This window comes from Vibrio sp. 1069, from assembly GCF_033340555.1.
In genome coordinates this window covers 110703-131588 of the sequence record NZ_JAWOWP010000007.1, presented here as the reverse complement: position 1 = coordinate 131588, position 20886 = coordinate 110703, and the positions used below count along the sequence as shown (strand labels likewise).

The 20886-nt window shown below is 41.3% G+C and carries 16 protein-coding genes and 1 tRNA gene; 14 read left to right on the top strand and 3 right to left on the bottom strand.

Translation table 11 applies throughout. The features are described from left to right. Nucleotides 1–69: 69 nt before the first annotated feature. Nucleotides 70–1068, bottom strand: a complete 999-nt coding sequence (gene yejK / locus R7040_RS13160) for a nucleoid-associated protein YejK (RefSeq protein WP_005380723.1) — start codon at nt 1066–1068, stop codon at nt 70–72. Nucleotides 1069–1153: 85 nt separating this feature from the next. On the opposite strand from yejK, the gene R7040_RS13155 reads away from it, so the two are divergent. From R7040_RS13155 to R7040_RS13100, 12 genes are all read left to right on the top strand, one after another. Then, nucleotides 1154–1381, top strand: coding sequence for a YejL family protein (locus R7040_RS13155; protein ID WP_005380722.1), 228 nt, complete (start codon nt 1154–1156; stop codon nt 1379–1381). A 22-nt stretch (nt 1382–1403) separates the two neighbouring features. Then, complete coding sequence (locus R7040_RS13150) at nt 1404–3212, top strand: DUF3413 domain-containing protein (RefSeq protein ID WP_005380721.1); 1809 nt, start codon at nt 1404–1406, stop codon at nt 3210–3212. A gap of 154 nt (nt 3213–3366) precedes the next feature. Next, nucleotides 3367–3457: transfer RNA gene (locus R7040_RS13145), tRNA-Ser, on the top strand. A gap of 243 nt (nt 3458–3700) precedes the next feature. Then, entirely contained in the window at nt 3701–4810 is a 1110-nt protein-coding gene (locus R7040_RS13140; RefSeq protein WP_318096886.1) for a tyrosine-type recombinase/integrase, read from the top strand. A 1-nt stretch (nt 4811) separates the two neighbouring features. Next, nucleotides 4812–5558, top strand: a complete 747-nt coding sequence (locus tag R7040_RS13135) for a hypothetical protein (protein WP_140066472.1) — start codon at nt 4812–4814, stop codon at nt 5556–5558. Between the two features lie 385 nt (nt 5559–5943). Beyond that, on the top strand, nt 5944–7080 hold the full coding sequence (locus R7040_RS13130; protein WP_116870943.1) for a tyrosine-type recombinase/integrase: 1137 nt from the start codon (nt 5944–5946) through the stop codon (nt 7078–7080). After that, nucleotides 7077–7835 carry a hypothetical protein gene (locus R7040_RS13125; protein ID WP_029841106.1) on the top strand — a complete coding sequence of 253 codons (759 nt, stop codon included), beginning with the start codon at nt 7077–7079 and terminating at the stop codon, nt 7833–7835. The genes R7040_RS13130 and R7040_RS13125 overlap by 4 nt, the downstream gene beginning before the upstream one ends. A 228-nt stretch (nt 7836–8063) precedes the next feature. Next, nucleotides 8064–9623, top strand: coding sequence for a hypothetical protein (locus R7040_RS13120; RefSeq protein ID WP_318096885.1), 1560 nt, complete (start codon nt 8064–8066; stop codon nt 9621–9623). Between the two features lie 400 nt (nt 9624–10023). Continuing rightward, nucleotides 10024–10278, top strand: a complete 255-nt coding sequence (locus tag R7040_RS13115) for a helix-turn-helix domain-containing protein (protein ID WP_116870940.1) — start codon at nt 10024–10026, stop codon at nt 10276–10278. A 328-nt stretch (nt 10279–10606) separates the two neighbouring features. After that, entirely contained in the window at nt 10607–11680 is a 1074-nt protein-coding gene (locus R7040_RS13110) for a DUF4297 domain-containing protein (RefSeq protein ID WP_225484506.1), read from the top strand. A gap of 51 nt (nt 11681–11731) precedes the next feature. Beyond that, nucleotides 11732–13468: a hypothetical protein gene (locus R7040_RS13105; protein WP_318096884.1), complete on the top strand. Its 1737-nt coding sequence runs from the start codon at nt 11732–11734 to the stop codon at nt 13466–13468. 77 nt (nt 13469–13545) lie between these two features. Next, nucleotides 13546–15972: an ATP-binding protein gene (locus R7040_RS13100; protein ID WP_274022534.1), complete on the top strand. Its 2427-nt coding sequence runs from the start codon at nt 13546–13548 to the stop codon at nt 15970–15972. A gap of 548 nt (nt 15973–16520) precedes the next feature. Here the strand turns inward: R7040_RS13100 and R7040_RS13095 are convergent. After that, nucleotides 16521–17444: a histone deacetylase gene (locus tag R7040_RS13095; protein WP_053304185.1), complete on the bottom strand. Its 924-nt coding sequence runs from the start codon at nt 17442–17444 to the stop codon at nt 16521–16523. Between the two features lie 271 nt (nt 17445–17715). Between R7040_RS13095 and R7040_RS13090 the strand changes: the two genes are divergently transcribed. Both R7040_RS13090 and R7040_RS13085 read left to right on the top strand, forming a co-directional pair. Next, complete coding sequence (locus R7040_RS13090; RefSeq protein WP_054575561.1) at nt 17716–18405, top strand: SDR family oxidoreductase; 690 nt, start codon at nt 17716–17718, stop codon at nt 18403–18405. A gap of 183 nt (nt 18406–18588) precedes the next feature. Beyond that, nucleotides 18589–18795 (top strand): hypothetical protein, encoded by a 207-nt coding sequence (locus tag R7040_RS13085; RefSeq protein WP_005380717.1) that lies wholly within the window; start codon nt 18589–18591, stop codon nt 18793–18795. A gap of 44 nt (nt 18796–18839) precedes the next feature. Here the strand turns inward: R7040_RS13085 and R7040_RS13080 are convergent, their stop codons facing one another. After that, the gene (locus R7040_RS13080; RefSeq protein WP_318081399.1) at nt 18840–20807 is read right to left on the bottom strand and encodes a DNA topoisomerase III; all 1968 of its coding nucleotides are present in this window, start codon (nt 20805–20807) and stop codon (nt 18840–18842) included. Between the last annotated feature and the right edge of the window lie 79 nt (nt 20808–20886).

Here is a 20886-nt window from a genome sequence, read left to right as displayed (position 1 = left end):
ATACTATGGATGTTTCTTATTCACATAAAAAAAGAGAGCCGTTTGCTCTCTTTATTTAACGATATGATTTTAATTGCGACTTAACTGATCTTTTAGATTTGGAGGCGTCCCTTTAATCGTTAAGGTATCCGTCTCTGGATCATAAAAAATACGCTCGCCAAGTAAGAGACTATCGAAGCTAATATTCAAACCACCACCAGCTCCAACAAATTTAGTCAGTTTGCGAACCGTCGCACGATCACCTGGGAAAGACTCTTCAAGCTCGTACCCTTGCTCTTTGGTGAAATCCATAAAGCTCGTGCCATCTTGGCTTTGAGGAAGCTCTCCGGAAAGCTCTGAGATTTGAACCTCATCACCGGATTTAATTTGCTCATTGCAGTAGTCGTAAACTTGTTTCTTGTACTCGTTCACTTCTTGCTTTTCTAGCTTCGAGTCAGCACAAAAATCATCCACCGCCTGCATCAACACTAAGTTTTGTTGTTTAGTATCTAAGCCAATATCCGCTTGCAGAAAATCTAGGAAGAAGTCCGCCACTTTACGGCCAACGCGTCCTTTAATGTATTGCAGATAACGATTGGATTCCTTGTCGGTCTCGTAGCTCGACAGGTCGATGCGTGCGGCAATATCCATTTTGGTGATATCTAAGTAATCTGTCGCACTGATGTCCAAACCTTCGGTCACTTTTAAACTCTGATTCATTGGTAAGATACCGATGAACAAGTAGTCCGTTGCTAAACTCTGATACTCAGCGAAAACCAAGATACCTTCATCCGCAAATGGGTACTTAATCAACTCTTCTTTCAAGCGATTTGCACTAATTTGTGAGAAGTCGTAAAAATCTCGCTCTCCTTTGCGCATTTCTTGAAGCCAAAATTGAAATTCGCTGTCTGACTGGAAAGCGCCAAAACCTTTACCAGCTTTAGAATGGAATACTCGGTGAAGCTCAGCGACTAAGTTTTCTGTAGATGCATCGTTCTCTAATGATGCTGGACGAAAGTTTACAACCAGCTCGTCCTGATCGTTTTTGCACAGTTGATGCAGAATAACGTTTGAAAGATGAAGACTCATAGTGATTTTATCTTGCTACAAGGTTTTAGTTGATGGGCATTGTAGGTTATCATAAGCCGCTTTTACTATCATTATTAGAGTCTTTATGCCGATTACATCTAAATATACTGACGAGCAAGTAGAAAAAATTCTTGCTGAAGTAGCAACAGTTCTTGAAAAACATGCTGCTTCTCCTGAGTTGACGCTAATGATTGCCGGAAATATCGCAACCAATGTCTTAAATCAACGTGTTGCTGCTTCACAACGCAAAGCGATTGCTGAAAAATTTGCTCAGGCGCTGATGTCTTCTTTAGAAACACCAAAAACACACTAATCACGGACAATAGAACACATACATGGTAGACAGCGGAAACTCATACGGCGAACGTGTATCTCGACTAGTTGGTTGGGGTCACTGGTTTGCATTCTTCAATATCGTTGCGTCGATGTTGATAGGCACACGCTACATTGTTCAGTCTCCTTGGCCCGAGACGTTACTTGGTCAGTTTTATCTGGCGGTTTCTTGGGTTGGTCACTTTGGCTTTCTAGTTTTCGCACTTTACTTGCTTGTTCTATTCCCGTTGACGTTTATCCTGCCATCGCGGAAATTGTTCCGTTTGGTGGCAGTGATTTTCGCAACCGTTGGGCAAACCATATTATTAATTGATACCCAAGCGTATCAGTCGATCAATTTGCACTTAACTCCCGTTGTCTGGGAGTTACTATTCAGCGAAGACAAAAGTGCGCTCAGCACTGACCTACAACATTTATTTGTTGTGATGCCGCTGATCTTCCTTATTCAACTCGCACTATCCGAATGGGTATGGCGAAAACAGCGCAAACTATCTCATAAGCACGTAGGACGCCCTCTCGCGGCCGTCTTTTTCCTCAGCTTTATGACCAGCCATTTGGTTTACATTTGGGCAGATGCGTATTTTTACAACCCAATTACTAGCCAGCGTTCAAACTTCCCTTTGTCTTACCCGATGACGGCGAAGAGTTTTATGGAAAAACATGGTCTACTTGACCGTGAGGAATACCTAAAACGTTTGGCAGAAAACGAAGGCAACGTAGAGTTAGTCAACTACCCTCTTGAAAAGCTTGAGTTTAACCGCCGAGTTAATAAGCTCAATGTGTTGATGATCAGCATAAACAATTTACGAGCGGATGCGCTGAACCAAGAAGAGATGCCTAACCTCTATGAGTTTGCTGAAAACAATCAGAACTTCCGTAATCATTACAGCTCAAGTAATGATACATACGGGGCCTTTGGTTTGTTCTATGGCTTACCGACCAGTTATGCATCAAGCATCAAGGCGCAAGGTGCTTCCCCAGTATTGCTCGATGTACTGAAAGATCAGGGCTACAACTTTGGTTTATTCAGTGGCAGTGGGTTTGAAGATGATCTCTACTCAGAAATTATTTTCCGCGACTTGAACTTAGCGGAAGACCTAGATGGCACGCAAGCTCATACCGATAAACAATCTATCGCAAACTGGAATACATGGTTAGCAGAGAAAGCAAGTCAGCCATGGTTTAGTTACATCGAAGTCACCACCGTTGATAATTTTGAATCGATTCCTTCAAATAATGACGAAGAAATGCCTGCAAGTGAGCGATTCAAAAAAGCTTATGAATATGCAGTGAAGTCGGCGGATAGAACTATCGCCGGTATTATTGATGAACTGGAAACGACGGGACAACTGACAAACACCATCGTAATCATCACTTCTAATCACGGTAGTGAATTTAACGAAACCAATACGAACAGCTGGGGAGCAAACAGCAACTACAGCCGTTATCAATTACAAGTTCCGATGGTGATCCATTGGCCTGGAATGCTGGCTGGCGAATTTAATCACAGCACAAGTCACTTGGACCTCTCAGTTACACTGTTGCAAGATATGCTCGGCGTATCTTCCAACCCATATGATTACAGTAGTGGTCGCAACCTATTCGATGAAAGTCGTCGTCGCTGGATCTTGGCGGGCGATACTCGCGAGCTTGCCTTAATTACTAGCTCGCAAACCACAGTGATCGATAAGTTTGGCAACTACAAGCTGTATGACAAAAACTACAAACGACTTAGAGATGATGCACCGAAGTTGCCAGTTTTGATGCAAGGTTTAACTGAGTTACAGCGTTTTTATTCTAAAAACGATTAATACCTAGCAATCCATATACTATTCAAACTCCCCTTTTTGGGGAGTTTTTGTTTATTTAAACAACACAAACCACAAATTTGCGCAGTAAACATCCAATCAGTTCAACTAGGGGTTTACAACATTTTCAAAGCCTTATATTATGCGCCTCAACAATGGAGAGATGGCTGAGTGGTTGAAAGCACCGGTCTTGAAAACCGGCATACGTTAATAGCGTATCTAGGGTTCAAATCCCTATCTCTCCGCCACTTTTAAATGAACAAAGCTCTGATTTTTCAGGGCTTTTTTCATATCTGATGCATACCAAAAGTCACCACTACATAGAGGTGATACATATGTATCTATTAAAACTCCCTTCTAGCGTGTACTACCACCGTTCTCCCGTACCTGTTTCACTGCGTAAACGGGGCTTTCCCAACGAAGTTCGCCTTTCTCTACTTACCAAAGATCGCCAAATTGCATTAGAGCGCAACATCCATGTATCTCTAGCAGTGAAGCAAAAAATCAGCCTTGCCCTTGTCGATGACACTCTTACCTACAATGACATCAAAGAAACTTTATATCAGAAACTCTCTGAATTAAGAGATGGTTATGTTACTGACACTACACAAGTACTACGTTCTTACGCTATAGCCACAAAGCCAAAGATTAAAAACTTTGATGCGAAGCATGCCTTGAGTGAGTTTTTGCAAACCAAAAAATCAGATAGTGTGACGGCATTGACCCTACATCAGCTCGAACAGCGCACAAGACATTGCTTAGACTTTCTTGATAGTTCGTCAAAACCTTGCAATGAAGAAGCTCTAGAAGCGTACCTTGAGCACTTAAAATCTGAAGGGCGTTCAGCTAAAACGAACAAAGATTACTTTGCTGTTGTAAAACAATTTTTTACGTGGTGCCATGGTAAGCGTTTAATCAAAGTAAACCCATGCCTGAATCTCACGCCAAAATTTAAATCTGATAAACATGCGAGTGAACAACGCGATACATGGAAGGCTAATGAGTTAGATTTATTGCTAAACAGTGCAATATATAAAACGAAACCAGATGACTTCCGCTATATCACCGAGTTGCAGATCTACCAAGGATTACGTCCAAATGAAGCTTGTCAGTTGTACGTTGCCAATGTTCAACAAGAAGATGGCATCTGGTTTCTAGACATTACGGATATAGAAGAGAAGCAACATCTAAAAAATGCTCACTCAGTCAGGCAAATTCCATTACATCCCGATGTAGTGAAGAGCGGCTTTATTGAGTTTGTTCAAGTAAGAACTGCCTCAAATTCATCGAACTCTCCTCTTTTCAATTATCAGCCATATGGTGCGGACTATGATTGGTCAAAGTACTACCGTGTCGAATTCGGTAAGCTGCAAACAGCTATTGGAATGAAACCAGGATCTAGACCAACACCCTATGGTTTTCGCCATACGTTTATTGATGTGTTGAAAAACGCGGAATTAGCTGAATCTTTAGTGGGCGAGTACGTAGGGCATGCCAGTCAAGGTATTACCTTCGGAAGATATGGAAAAAAACTCAAACTTGAAAAGCTATTAAAAGTGGTACAGACCTTCATCCTTCCTTCTGACAAAAAGGATGCATAAAATGAAAAAGCTTAACGATATCCTTCTAAAAGACATATTAGCTCGAAGAAAATATGCTGAAGAATGGCAACGAGATTGCTCTAACCTGCTAGCTCAAGGTGTCTCTTTGCGTCAGATAGGTTTGGTAATCGAAACCGCCAACCAGCTAGACGTGGCCCCGTGGCTTACAGACGATGATCTTATTGATGATGGTGTCGCGCTTAAAGAAATTCAGCGCACATTCACAAGTATTGCGAGACTCAAAAGTTTACTCGGTATCAGCTATCATTTTGGGGATTACCTCAAGTCTAAAAATTTCGACCCTTCTACAGGGATAGAAATCCCATACTTCATATATCAACATTTTTATGAAGAGATCCGCCAAGATTATAGTGTGGATGTAGAACTTGATTGGCAAATTTCGGTGGAACTGGGAAATAATTTAGCACTGTCCGCAATCCCACTGTTCGGGAAATATGATGCCATTATACCAGCCACAGATGAAGAAGCGGCGGGCATCACAGCGGCTTTACTTGCTGACCGTTATCAATGCCTCAGTTATGACTCATATAATGGGTTTTTAGAGCTAGAAACGATAGATGATAAGCGTAAAGTTCAAATCGAAGTGCGCTGCCTATCATCAAAATTTAAGAGCCATCGTCACTGCGGTGTCTGTGTTGTAGATGATAATGAAATATGTCACCCAAACTGCCAGCAAAGTAAGAGATTAAGCTTTTCTCATTTGTTAAAGCGCCATATGGCTGATTAATTGGATGAATTAGTTAATTAATCAGTAGATTAAGATCTCATTTACCTAAAGTGAGATCTTTTTCTTGACATGTGTTAAATCACAACATTACTATGAAGATAATTGTTAACCTAAAAGGCTAACGAAACGCCATCGACACATAATAAAGCGAACAATGCTACGCCTTCTGTCGAGAAGTACAATGTACTGGGCATCATAATAAATTCAATAGCTTTACCTTCCATAATATCATAACAACATACACCGCTTGATTCTTTAGAGCTGGTTGCTTTATTCACTATAAAGCTCAGGATCATACTTTTGATCTGGCTAGAAAACGCAATGTATTTCTAGCAACACCATGAGTTTCGTTCGCCTTTAAATCTCTGATTTAAAGGATGTTGTTATGAACACCACACAAAAACAAACTAAAAACCAAAAAAGACGTGAAAACCTAAGACAGCATGAGCTTGGCAAATTTGTCTTAGATAGATTTGATGCGAAAATTTTGGCTAAATCTGCATGTAAAGCGGACGAAAGCCGAGTACTGGCTATATTAGAATTTGCTATCGAAAAAGGGTATCAATCCTTTTGTGCTGGCTTAGTCGACGACTTTTTAGGTCATATCATTAATGAAAGAAAGCTTAGTTCTAAATCCGTGAATAACTATAACACGGTCATACGCTTCCTTTCGCAAGAAGCTTTGCGTTATAAGCTGACAAGCAGCAACGTTTCGGCAGGTATCAAAAACCTCCGTTACCGCCCTAAAAGTAAACGCTTAGCCTTGAGTCTAAAAGAGTGTAACAAAGTCGTCCAGGCAGCTAAAAAGCTCTGTCGAGCAAGTGCAATAGGTTTTGAACTGCATTATCGATTGGGGCTACGCATTAGCGAACTGATCGCTTTGAGCTGGTCAGACGTAAGTTTAAAAGACAAAACGCTAATAGTTAGACGATCTAATGTTGTAGGAGAGTTTAAGCTTGTAAAAAGTTACTCAAGTGAGCGAGTTATCGCTTTAAACGACGACGAATGCGCATTGTTGCTATCGCTTTATGCGATTACTGGTAACCGCGACAGCATTGAAGTAGCTGTGACTCAAGAAGACAATCGTTCCATCGAAATTGAGTCTATTAAACCTATAATCTGTCATCTCGGAAGAGATAGCCATTACCCGAGTGTCAAACATTATCAGCAATGGTTTTGTGAGCAAGCTTTTCGCCTTGCAAGTGTTCAGTTTAAAGGGCGTGGCACAAACATTGGTCGTCATACGTTTGCTTCCCATACGCGTTCTTTTGGTATACCCGATTGCCAAATTGCAGAGCAAATGGGACACAGTGGCTCATCAACTAATTTATTCGACTTGTTCTACGCATCAACTGTGAATGATAAGCGTGATATTAAAACTGAGCGAGCTAAATGTTTTTCAGACTTAGTTCAGAATACACCTGATCCAATAAGCTTTGATTACAAACAATATGCAGACTCAGCATCAACTGCTTTTTCATATTCTTATTCCTTCTCTATTAATGGAGGAAGTAACAGATGAGTAATGATAAAGCTTGTTTTGAAACCAATTTGCAGACGCTGTATCCCGCTCTTAACCTTGGGAAAATGAGCAATGGCTACCATGAATATAAGGTAGCCTTCCATGAACTGACAGAAAATGGCACGAAGTCAGTAACTGTTACCGACTTTCATAAGTTTGTAGGTGGTCAGTTTAGGTACGCCAGCTTTGCGTATGACTACTTTCTCAATTCGTTTGGTAAAGATCAACGTGAGACACTGCCTCGTCCTGGGTGGTTTGACTTGTATTTAGATAAAGTACAGGTTCATCTCGAAGCTACTTGGCAAGAAATAGAAGTTCATATTAGTAATGCTATTGCTGAAAAATCGTCTCAATTTGAAGACCTAAAGCGCAGTCTATCTGATAAAAATGAAGCACAAGTAGAGTACATCGATGAGTTGAGTGACCAGCTTCGAAAGAAAACAGATACATGTAATGCATTAGAGCAACGTTATGTCGATTTCACTGAAATGACAACTCTTTCGCAAGCCAAGCTCGAATCGACAAATCAGCACCTGTCTGAGCAGGTTGCTGAACTGAAACAGACGATCACTTTACTGCACTCTGAAATAGAACAGCTTCAGCTATCTATGCGTGAATCCTTGGTGATCGAGGGACAATACAAGCAGCTTAAAGCGGATTATCACGTTTTGTTTCAAAAGCTCACTGACAGTCTTGATGGTTCCTTGTTCACGAAAGCTTCCTCCGAAAGTTGCGACGAGGAGAACCCATTCTGATGTATCTATTTATAGAAAAATGCAAGCGCTTATGCGCTTGCTTCTCCGTGTTTGGTATAGCACCCTTAGTGAAGGGTATGCGACAAATAAAGGGTATCAAAGAACTGATACGCTTTAGTAACCCGCTACGCTTTCGTCACACTTTTGCTTCGCAAAAGATGCACGAAAGCTGCGGTCCAAAGAAGGCTCTCTGGACTCTCGTAATTATAACCTCCCGAGGAGGTTATAATGGCTAGGCAAAATAAAATCATTCGCTTGTTCCACCGTCATTTGAATTTCAATTCAACTTCGAAAAACCGCAAAGCGTGTGAAAAGTCTCTCAAGCACTCGCTAAGAATCTCTCCTACTGGTGAGTCGGTTAAGCAATTAGAGTGGAACCCAGAGTTAACAGGCAAAAACATCCTCTTTAAGGATGGTAAATTCTATCGCCTTGATAATAAGTTAACCGATGATCATCGATGGAAAGTATTACTTGATATCGCACCACAGCCCAAAATCAACAGCCACGGTAAATATCAGACCCAGCAGAGACAGTATCGCAAGAAGCTCAAAGACGCTGCTAAGTCAGAGCGAGCGCGAGGTAATGACATTGGTGCAAAGTTCTTAGAACGTATTACATCAGAAACAGGCTTGATCAAATGGGAGCATTTAAAAGACATTCAACTTATGCAGTTATCTCGATATAAGCAACGAGCGAATGCGATTAAAAAGTACGTACTTGCACATAACAAGCTATGCCAGTATCCGCCAAACGCTAATAGTACAGTAGTTCAGGAAGGTATCTTTAAGATTCCTCATCGTTGGAATGTGACTTCCGATGACATCTCTCTACGGGATTACATACTCACCACAAAGACGTTTCTTGAGACTCATTTTCCAGATCACCCAATTAAAGCAATCGTAGGACATGATGATGAGCGCAATGAGAATGAAAAAACTGGCCTGCACACTCATTACTTTGTTAGCGGAAAAAATCGGAAAACTGGTGAATATGACTTGAGAAAACATCAAATCTTGGTTGTTAATGAGTATCTAGCTAAGAAAGGGCTTGAGGATGAACTGCTTCCCGTCAATCAGGACTTAACTCGTCACCAGTCTAGGGCATTCGGACATTATTGGCAGTGTTTGGTTCAAGACTTCATGAATGCTCATCTACTCAATCCCAAGAATTTGCATGCTGAGTTTGCTGATGAAACCGAAAAGAAATCGGAGCAATATCAGTACATGATCCGCCAAGGTAAATTACCTAAGTCCCAGCGCGATTTTAGCTATCAAACTCGATTGCTTGAGAATTTGAAACTAGAAATTCAAGTGCTTAGAGAAGAGCGTATAGGTGAATCTAACCAGCTTGATGTTATCGCCAAACAAGTTGACGATCTTTCAGAAAGCCTCAATACCAACGCTGCTGAGTTGGAACAGGTTGAGCGACAAAAACGTCAATATCAGCAAGAGTTGCAAGAGGCTGCTCATCGTTACATCTACCTAGAAGAGTCTTCTGAGCAAAAGAGTGCTGAGCTTGCTCACACAGAGATGTTGTTGGCAGAGAAAGAGGCCCAACTTGCAGAGATAGATGCTCAATCTAAGCAACGAATGAAGGACATCGTTTTGGATGCCTTCATGTTTATGCAAGCGAGACGAAAGAAATTTCCGAGGGCTGAAAGGGAGTATGCACAGAAGATCGCTGAGCGTATAGGTGGCGATATAGCTACTCAGTTAGTTCCACTACTTGATGCTGCGTTGCAAGAGAGCGGGTATTACACATCAGTTAACGAAACTCTTGATTTTTAGGGTTTAAGTTTGTGAATAGTGTGATTTTAACAATTGATAAATAATACAATTTATGCAGTTCGTAAGAAGTGAACCGCGTTTACGAACCAAGTTTGTTGAGCACACTGAACGCCACCAATACTCTTAGAACAGACGAAATTAATCAGCCAAGATTACCTATTTATTTTTGCCGTCCTTCCGCGTTAGCAACTAGGAAGAAATCCTTCTCTGTTGCTTAAATCGCCATTGTCCAAAGGTACGTTTGAAAATACTAAGCATGTTCTAGAATCCTTACCCAGTCAGCTAAACCTCTTAACCCTATGACTGATTACCCCTGTACGCGGGTAAAATTAACTTTAACCTCTTAAGAGGTTAAAGTGCTAATATCCTCTGTGGGGGTTAGTTTACATTGGAGGCAGATATGCTCATAACAAGTCCCAGGCAGTTGGGAATATACCTGCGTGATGTACGCAGGAATCAAAGGCGAAACCAGACGACAGTCGGAGATATTGTTGGTCTAAAGCAGACAACAGTATCGAAACTTGAACGTGATCCTGCATCGTCCAGTATTGAAAGCCTGATGCGACTGCTGTCATCACTAGATCTTGAGCTACATATTCAAGACAAAGCTGTAAGCCGTCAACAGGCAAAGCTTCGTGACGCTGATGACTGGTAGAATCCTATAGAACTGAATAGCCAATTCTATAACTAGGTTGTTCTCTCACAATCATCATCGATTTAGCAAATCGATGGTTGCGCGACCAGTTTATTTCTGTCCCATTCTTTGCTAGCGATAGCCTGTACAACACTATCTAGTTTGAGAGTTGGTCTACATTTTCTTATGCTCTTTGTGGCCTTGCCACTTTTGATTTCAGCTTGCGGTTAGATCTCAAAACAGTCTGTAACCAACTGACATTAAGGATCTTATATAGCTTAATTTCATCTAATATCATATGCTGAAGCACACTTAAAAGAGTAGTCATTTTTTGGTTGGTATAGAGCATATGACAGACAATCCACTCGCAGCAGCTCAACGAGAATTTGCAGGAGCAAGCACCTTTGGAAAATATAACTTTCAATTCCATTGGGCGCTGTGCGAAGTTATTGAAAAGCATAAAAATAACAAAGAGTATGCACTGCTAATTGAGTATCACGAAGATGTCGTTATTGCGGATAGTTTAGACGCTAAACTAGCTAAATTTGAGTTTTACCAAGTCAAGAATCAGGGCGCGACTTTTACACCAGTAGCTTTAACAAAGAGAAAAAAAGGCTCAAATGAAGCACTAAAGAATTCTGTTCTCGGTAAGTTGCTGAGCTCTTGCATCGATACTGAATATGAAGATCGTATCACCAAGATCGGGTTAGTTTCATCAAGTGGATTTAATCTCAAGGCTGATAAAGATCTTAAGCTGGATGTGATCAAAGTAGGTGATATTGCTGAGATTGATCTGGCTAAGTTGACCGAAGATATAAACGCCGAGTTAGGTATTGATGTATTACCAGAGCACCTACAATTCATAGTTCCTGAGATACAACTCAAAAACCAAGAAGACTATGTATTATCTCAATTTGCTCGGCTCGTCGAATCCTTATTCCCTGGGGCTTTGTGTAATCCAGTAAACATCTATCGCTCTGTTGTTGATGAAATGGGGCGAATAGGCCGTATAGAGTATGATTACAAGGATTGGGTAAGGCTTATTGATAAAAAGTCACTCACTTCTACGGAAGTTCATAAAGTACTTTCTCAGCATTCAAGTCACCCCTGTGTTGATGATTTAAAAAGTGATTTCGACGACTTAGCTAATGATTTAGGTTGGAAATCAAAGAAGAAGCGCACTTTCAAAGGCAAACTAGCCTTACTTGCATTACGCAGAGCTGGCTTTATGAGTGCCTTGGACATTGAAATTACAGATCTATTCAAACAGTCCCATACCAAGGTGGACGAAGACAATTATGACGACGACTCGACGTATATAGAAGCCTTACTTCAACAAGCTAATGATGATGGTCTATGTGCGAAAGTAAGTAACCAAGATGAGTTGTTGCTCGAAGTTGTCTACTGCTTATTAAAGGTCTGATAATGCAAAAGAATTACAAATTATTGATTAGAAATCTTAGGAAACACAAAAATGAAAGGCTTGCAATTTCAACGTCTAGTTCTACTGTCCGATTCGAAAAAATTGGCGAATCAGTTCATGTTTCCGAAGAGGCTCAATCTCGTTACAGGAAACGACAATAGTATCGGTAAATCAACATTAGTAAAAAGCTTGTTTTGGGCTATTGGCTGTGACCCAAAGTTTGATGAAGAGTGGAAATCACATGATGTTAAAACTGTTCTTTACTTCAAAGTCAACGAAAAAGAGTATGTTGTTAGTCGCTATGTAGATGGTATCTACTTCGGACAAAAAAATTCGCCATTGCAGAAATACTCCAAAGTAACAGGGAAATTTGCAATGGACTTTGCAAAAGAAGTTGGCTTTGATTTGTTACTGGCAAACAAAAGTGGTGAGTTAGACTGCCCACCTCCTGCGTATTACTTTTTACCTTTCTACATCGATCAAAAGAAAAGTTGGGATGAACCATGGAACGGGTTTGAAAGACTACAACAGTACAGCAATTTCAGAACAAACCTAATTAAGTATTTCTGTGGGTACTTGTCGCGTAAGCACTTTGAACTCGAAGACGAAATATTTGAACAAAAGGCTGCAGATAGAGAGGCAACCCAGCAAGTTGAACGTATTTCCGAGGCTTTAGGTGTCCTGGAAGAAGCAGCACCAGAAATCACGGTCGCTGTTACGCAGGAAGAGCTAGAATCTATACAGGTTGAGATTGAAGTAGAACTTAAAGAATTTTCGAATCATCAAACCAACCTCTTCGATCAGCAATCAGTTCTAGCAAATGAAATTCACGAATTAGAACAGCAACATATTATAGCAAGCACTTCGGCAAGAGAGCTTGAGGAAGATTACACTTTCGCTGTAGAAAATGTGCCATCAGATTCTCTGGAATGCCCTTTATGCGGTACTGAGCATGACAATTCATTGCTTAGCCGAGCGGGCTTGCTATTGGATAAAGAAGGGCTTGAACAACAAGCCAATAGTATAAATAGCGCTCTAGTCGAAAAGTACAGACAGAGAGAAGAGCTAGTCCAAGAGCTAGAATTTGTCGCATCTGAAATCGATCGAATCAATGAGAAATACATCAAAGAGGACTCATCTGAGGAAAAGTCTGATACCCAATGTGCATTTGAACATGCTTTGTATTCCGTTTCGCAAAAAAAGGTAAACAGCAGTATTTTGCAGAAGAAAGAGCATTTTCAGCTTCAATCCCAGAAGGCTAAAGATAACCAGAAAGATATCAAAAAGGAACAGAGGAAACTCCTTAAGAAGAAAGACAAAGATGACCTCAATGATTTGTTTATCGGTAATTTAGTTGAAAGTATTACAACTCTAGCAGCCACTGGTGTGAATCTAAATGGTGTTAAATCTCCTATGGATTATAGAAAGCTTCTTGGTGGTGGAGCTGCAGAAGGAACACGAGGTACTCTTGCGTATCAGTTATCTGTCCTTAGACAAATTGAATATGCTGGTAACTGCCAAATTGCTCCCTTTGTTTTAGACACACCGAATCAACAAGAGCAGGCCAAGCACCGATATGAACAGGTCATAGACGTTGTTACTGAAAATATTCCGCTTGGATATCAAGTGATTTTGTGTGCAATGGATGACAATGATGCTTTAGCTGCATACAAGAAAGAAGCACACGTTATCGAGCTCGATGACAATCGATTGTTACAACGTGAACTATATGAAGACCTGCGTTCTGAATATGAAAATAAGGTCTTGAACAACGCCACTACTGAATAATTAAGCCCTTTATATCAATACATTAATGTGATTTTGATTGTTAATTCATAACTAAAAGAGCGATGTAAAATCGAACTATGAAAGATCTATATCTTAAAATACTATCTGAGTTGCCTTCAAGTTTGTCACCCACAGAGGAAGTCAACTTTCTAACAAGTGTTTTGCGTTCATTATTGCAGGTAACAACTTTGACTAGCCTGGAATTATGCGTTTCTGAAGTGCCAGAAAATGAGCTAGATGTTTTTCGTTTTATCCGAAGAATGGAGCAGCCTTCAGATGGTACACCTATAGAGATACTGGAGGCTCTTATACCACTACTCAGAACCTACGTAGACAGGAATCTTTGTAAAGGATGGTACAAGGAGAATGGCTTAGATAGTGGGTTATCTGTTCAATTGAATGAATGGGTTACGTTTAGAAATGATACAACTGCCCATGGGATATTGAGTCAAAAAGATGCAAATATCTGGGCTCCTAAATCTAAAGAACTTATTCATACTAGCTTAAATATTCTAAACGGGTTACTTCCTTCGTTTGATGATAAAACTCATGAACTGAAATCATATGACGTAAAGCTTACTCTCCCACTAGTTCGTTCTTATAGACCTATTGTTGTAAGAAAAGCCAAATGTCAGCGCAGTATTTGGAAGTTAAGCGGGCAAGTACTCTCCTTAGAAGATGCTCAACGGTTCACTGCTGAACTTGGAAAAGGATGTATTTTCAGTCAGCGATCACAAGCAAAAGATGGCGACTATTTAGCTTCAAATGACATCACAGTAGAGAGTAGTGCCGTAACTCATAGTTTTATACACAATGTACCACTTCGACAAACAGATACATTTGAGGGCCGTAAAAGAGAATTAACAAAACTAGCGGAGTGGTTTAATGATGATGACTCTCGCGCCTGTTTGGTATTTGGCGACGGTGGCTTCGGAAAAACAACTTTAGTTCTAGAGTTTCTGAATAACTTGTTAGAAGGAAAAGTAGCCATTGATCACCCTCGTCCCCAAGTCATCTCATTTTTCACGGCTAAAATGACGCGTTGGACTGATCAGGGGTTAGAGCACCTGAAAGGGGTTTCTGATGCTATGGACGAGTGTATCAGAGAACTAATCAAAGCATTTAATCCCGTGTTAACTAAAGATTGGTACGAAACTCATGGAGACCGTCTAATTCAGAAAGCAGTTAACTTCCTGAAAGATGAGGGGTTAGACCGAGACGATGTGCTTTTTGTCTTCGATAACACAGAAACCCTAGCTACTTCTACAAATGAAGTTGAAGATTTAGGTGATTTCTTACAAGGAGTAACCAAAAAGCTGGGGCGAATGATTGTAACCTCAAGAAGACGAGAGTTCATTAATGCAACTCCAATTACAGTTAAGGGGTTGAATGAGCGGGAGTGTATAACTTTGCTTCAGAGGTTAGCGAAAGAAAATCATGCTGACTCACTCCTCAAGGCTGGAGAAACAAGGCTACGAAAAATAAGTCAATCACTAATGTTTAAGCCCTTACTTCTCCATACATTGGTTACCCATATAAGTAGAACACAATCATCAATCGATGATGCGATTGATTCGGTTTTTAAGAAATCTAACCATGAGCTATTAGAGTTCCTATATGAAGATGCATGGGCTCGGATGACTGAGTTACAGCAAAACGTGTACATGCTTCTTGTTATTGCTGAGAGCCCATTAGATCACTTTTCCGTATCGGAAGCATGTAAGATTATGCAAATACCATTAACTGAATTTCATACTACGTTTGATGAAACTTATTTCGGTTCATTGACCAATCATGGGGAAAAGTTTTCTATTGAGCTAGAAGAGCTTGCTGTTCGATTCTTCAACAAAAAAATCAAAGAACTTCCCAAGGATGAGAAAAATTCTTTTGAAATCAAAGCACAAGAGTTGGATGCAGTAGTTGGTAATTTCCACAAAATCGAGGAGGAGTATGAGTTAGATAGGGTCGCAGAAGCGTTCCGTAATCCATATGCGAAGGCCGCTCGAACTGCTGTAAGAAAAGAAAACTATCCAGAAGCTCAAGAATTCTACGAAATGGCGATTGGTGAAGACCCGATGAACTCCGCACTTAAAGATCGTTATGCTTGGTTCCTGTACCACAAGGTAGCAAGTAACAAAGCTAAAATGAAAGCGGAAAAACTATGGCGTGAGTCTATTGGGCTTAATGAAAACAACTGTGACGCTATCGTTAACCTTGCACAATGTAGATATCGTAGTGATGATCTCGAAGAAGGAGATCAGTTGATCAAGAAAGCTGGAGCTTTATCTCGATCTAAGTCATTTTGTTTGCTAAATAAAGCTAAAGCGCGCTACTACTACTGGCAAAGAAATAAAGGGTTAGACGGCGTGGAAGAGCGATTAAAAGAGGCTAAAGTTCTTTTGGAATATGCGACTAAGAGCCTTAAACGAGGTGATCAGTACTATGCAAAAACTCGACACGAAATTGATTTCTTCAAAGTTAAACTAAGAAAGATCAAGATGTAAACACTCTTGTCAGGAATACAACTAACTAAGTCTTAGGTTAGCCATAATCTAAGGCTTAGTCCTATTTGGCTAATGCAAAGTTTGGCGAAGCTGCTTGAAAGTATGTATATACACGTGTTTAAGGTATCGCCATACTTTTACTAATCTTTTAAGGTTTAGTTGGTGCCAATGATCTATGCCACTAAAGGTGCAGATATACTTTAGGTTGACTAACCCGATTCAATGACTTATGGTTTATGTGAATCACGTTTGTTCAAACCGACTTTTAGATGCATCGGTTAACATCCTGAAATTATAGGGTGTTTTTTAAAAACGCGCAGATAGTTCTAGGGTTCAAATCCCTATCTCTCCGCCACTTTTAGAAAAAGCCCGCTAAGAAATTGGCGGGCTTTTTCGCATCTCCAGACTTAAAAGATTTGTACAAATCACTTATCACTTCTTGAACGCAACTAAGCACTCCGCCACACTCCGAAAGAACCCACAAAAAATTAATGCCCTTTTCGTTCGTTCCAGTGTTGAATCAATTTGATATTTACATCTAGTTGTATCTACTCATCAATAAAGACTTCTTTAGCGGCATTGATAAGCTGCAAATGGATTGGGACGAGGTCAGCATGATTCGTTCGATATCCACCTCCAACGACAGCTGCGACAGGGATACCTCGAGATTTCACTGTTTGCATTAAAAATCTATCACGTTCTAAAATCCCTTGAGTCGACACATCAAAATATCCAAGCTCATCGTCTTGATGTATATCGACACCAGCATCGTAGATAACTAAATCAGGGCGATGAAGATTAAGTGCCATATCGACCACTTCTTTAAACGCCATTAAAAAATCCTCATCACCTGTCCCTCGCACCAAAGGCACATCGAGGTCAGACTGAGGCTTCCTCGCTGGGAAGTTTTTATCACAGTGGAAAGAAAGCGTGATGATATCTGGCTCATCGTCACATAAAGTTGCTGTTCCATCCCCATGGTGAACATCACTGTCAATGATCAATACTTTATCGACATGCTCGACTTCGAGCGCTTGCCTGGCCGCGATCACTAAGTCATTAAATAAACAAAAACCACTGCCAAACTCTTTGTGTGCGTGGTGATACCCACCACTCAAATGAATGGCCACACCGTACTCAAGTGCCTTTTTTGCGGTCAGAGCCGTGCCCGCTGCTGAAGTTAGCGTTCTGGTAATGAGAGACTCACTCCAAGGAAAACCTATTCGGCGCATCTTCGCAGCTGGCATGTTTCCACTAACAAGTAACTCGACGTATTCCTCGTCATGAACACGTTTTACTTCCCCAACAGTTAATGCTTCGGGCTGGAAAAACTGCGCGTGCTCTTTCCAGTTATCTTTCTCTATATGCACCAATACCGATTCATAGAGGTACTGGTATTTCATAATTGGGTAACGATGCCCCTCTGGCAACTCAAGTTGAGAATAAATCGGGTGGTAGATAAATGGCAGCATGAGAAATTCTTAATAACAATGGTAACGAAATAGTATCAACTTCAAGGGTTGAATAAAATGCAATTTAATTGATAATGATTTTCAATATCAATTAAATTTAATATACATATGAATTCTACTTTCTTTGCTATTCTCGGCGCACTGTTTGGCTCTCTTTGTGCTCTGTCCCTATTTTCATCTCTCGTTGTTGGTGCGTGGTGGTTGGTTGATTTTATTGTGCTTAGCTAACACAATGACTTTCAACTGAAATCAAAAAAACATAGGTGTTTGTATGAGTCAAACCGTCTTTATTACCGGAGCAAATCGCGGCATTGGCCTTAGCTTAACTGAGCTGTACCTGAAGCAAGGCCACCAAGTACATGCTACTAGCCGTTCCTTAGAGAACAGTTCAGAACTACAAACTCTAGCCTCACAATTCAGCAATCTGGTTTTGCACGAACTGGATGTCACTCACTACGAACAAGTCGCTAAGCTTGCCGATAAACTCCCTGCCATCGACTTACTCATCAATAATGCAGGATATTACGGCCCCAAGGGATATGGCTTTGGAAACACTGACGTAGAAGCATGGCGTAAAGTCTTCGAAGTAAACACCATTGCTCCGTTAAAACTGGTTGAGTACTGTTACCCTCGCTTACAACAAGGCAAGATGAAAAAGATTGCTTGTATCTCATCAAAAGTCGGCAGTATGACCGAAAATACGTCCGGCGGCGGCTATATTTATCGCTCATCGAAAGCGGCGCTTAACTCGGTTGTGAAAAGCTTGAGTAATGATTTAACACCTGAAGGATTTACCGTTTTAGCGCTTCACCCTGGTTGGGTAAAAACGGCGATGGGCGGGCCAAATGCTTTGATAGATACGCAAACCTCCGCGCTAGGCCTAGCGAACGTGATAGAACTGAGCACACCGCAGCTTTCAGGTCGATTTATTAACTACGATGGTACTGAGTTACCTTGGTAGCAGCATTAAGACACAACCATCACTAAACCAAATACCATCAAAGCCAGGCTTCATAATCGTGACTTGGTTGGCAAACATAATGTTCATCAGTGATCCACCAGCATAATTCGCGCAATCTAACTTGAATTTATCTACATCCAATCCAGACTTAGGAAAAAGTAGAACAAATAAGGAGAAAGCACGATGGCAGCAGATAGGGATTTGGTTAATTTTAGCGAAGAGCACGAACTAAATTACTGCTTGAGAAGTGCTGGTAAACGCCAAACTCAAGCGAATCGAGATACATTAGTTGACTTGGGCAACCAGGTGAAAGAGGTACTGGACAAACGCGTGTTAACTCAAGGTGAAGTAAGAGGCGCGATCCAAAACCACGGTGATCTGTTCGAGTAATCTATTTTCAAGCATGCGCGGAGTTTAATTACGCCGCGCTTGTCCTATGCCTGCTTACCTTTGGTTGCACGAGATTTAGTCGCGCCACCATTCTTTGAATAACTGCGCTTTTTACGTTTAAACGCAGGACGTTCCACCTTGGGTAGATGACGTAATGAATCAGGGATAGGCCCTGCTTTTACTTGTGCCATCAAGCTATCAACGCGTTGTTCCAGTGCTTGCATGAACGGCTGATATGCTTGATTTCTCTCTGCCATACCTTGTAACTGGTGCTCCCAATGAGCCGTCATATCAGGGTATGTTGAATCTTCTGGCAAGGCATGAATGAGACCTCTTCCCGCAGGAGAACTGAGAATTGACTTACCTTGACGCGTAAGCAGTTGGCGCTTGAACAGCGTGTCCAAAATACCAGCGCGAGTCGCTTCCGTGCCTAGCCCATCAGTGTCACGAAGGATTTTTTTCAGTTCTTTATCCGCAACGTAACGGGCGATCCCGGTCATCGCTTGCAACAGCGATGCTTCGGTAAAATGCTTTGGTGGCTCGGTTTTTCGGTCTTTTATTTCCCCTTCACGACAAGTTAACACGGTGCCTTCGGGTAGCGGTGGCACGGCATCAATACCTTCATCTTCCTTGTCAGTTTTGCCCATTAGCACTTTCCAACCCGGCGAAACTAACTGACGACCTTTCGCGACAAACGTACCACCAGCGATATCGAAAACCAATTTCGCTTCTGCGTAAACCGCCGCCGGATAGAACTGCATGAGGTACTGGCGCGCAATCAATTGATACACTTTCATCTCATTGCCGGAAAGCGCATTCACATTAGCTTGCTTCGGTGTAGGGATAATCGCATGGTGCGCATCCACTTTTTTATCGTTCCAGGCTTTGGACTTTAATGTTAAGTCTGCTCCCTGAACGGCAACTTGCAACTCTTTTGCGTTATTCGCAATAGCAGTTGTCACCGTCCCTGCTTGTGAGTAGTGTTCCATCGGTAAATAGCGACAATCTGAACGCGGGTAAGTGATCAGCTTGTGCTTTTCATACAATGCCTGACAAGTATCTAGTACTTGTTGCGCACTCATACCATAGCGCTTCGCGGCATCGATCTGTAAAGCAGATAACGAATAAGGTAATGGTGCTGATTGCTTGGTTTGCTTTTGTTCCGACTCTGTCACTTTTGCGGGTTGATTTGCAATACGGTTTGCAACATTTTCTACCAACTTACGGTTTAATACTCGACCTTCTTCGTCCTGCCAAGGCTTACATGCCTCACTTGGCTTCCAACGAGCACGAATATCAAAAGTACCATTGGCATCTTGATATGGGATCAGAGCATGTAGGGTAAAATAGTCCTTCGGGACAAAGTTTTCGATTTCTTCATCACGACGCACCACTAAGCCAAGAACTGGCGTTTGCACTCGCCCTACCGAGAGAACACCTTGATACCCTGCTTTTTGACCAAGCAAGGTATAAGCACGAGACATGTTCATACCATACAGCCAATCAGCCCGAGAGCGGGCCAATGCTGAAACTGAAAGTGGGATAAACTCGCGATTACTGCGCATAGAACTGAGAGCACGTTTAACCGCAGGTAAGTTCAAGTCGGAAATCAACAAACGCTGTGTAGATTCCTTCTTGGTTTTAGATAACTTGCAATAGTCCAGAACTTCATCAACTAACAGCTGACCCTCTCGATCTGGGTCTCCTGCATGAATGACTTCGTTAGCTTCTTTGAGCAATTTACGAATCACTGTTAATTGCTTACTTGCACTTTTCCTCGGTCTGAGCTGCCATTGCTGCGGAACAATTGGTAAATCTGCCATATTCCACTTTTTATAACGCTCATCGTAAGCGTCGGGTTCGACTTGTTCGAGTAAGTGGCCGATACACCAAGTAACGATATCCCCGTTCCCACAGCGGATGAATCCTTGATCTTTCTTTTGAGGGTTTGGCAGTGCAGCGGCAATCGCACGGCCTAAACTTGGTTTTTCAGCAATAAACAGACGAGACATAACGTTTTGGAAATAAATATAATTAGGGCCACATTATCGAATGTAGCCCTAATAAATCAAGAAAAACTGTATAAATAAA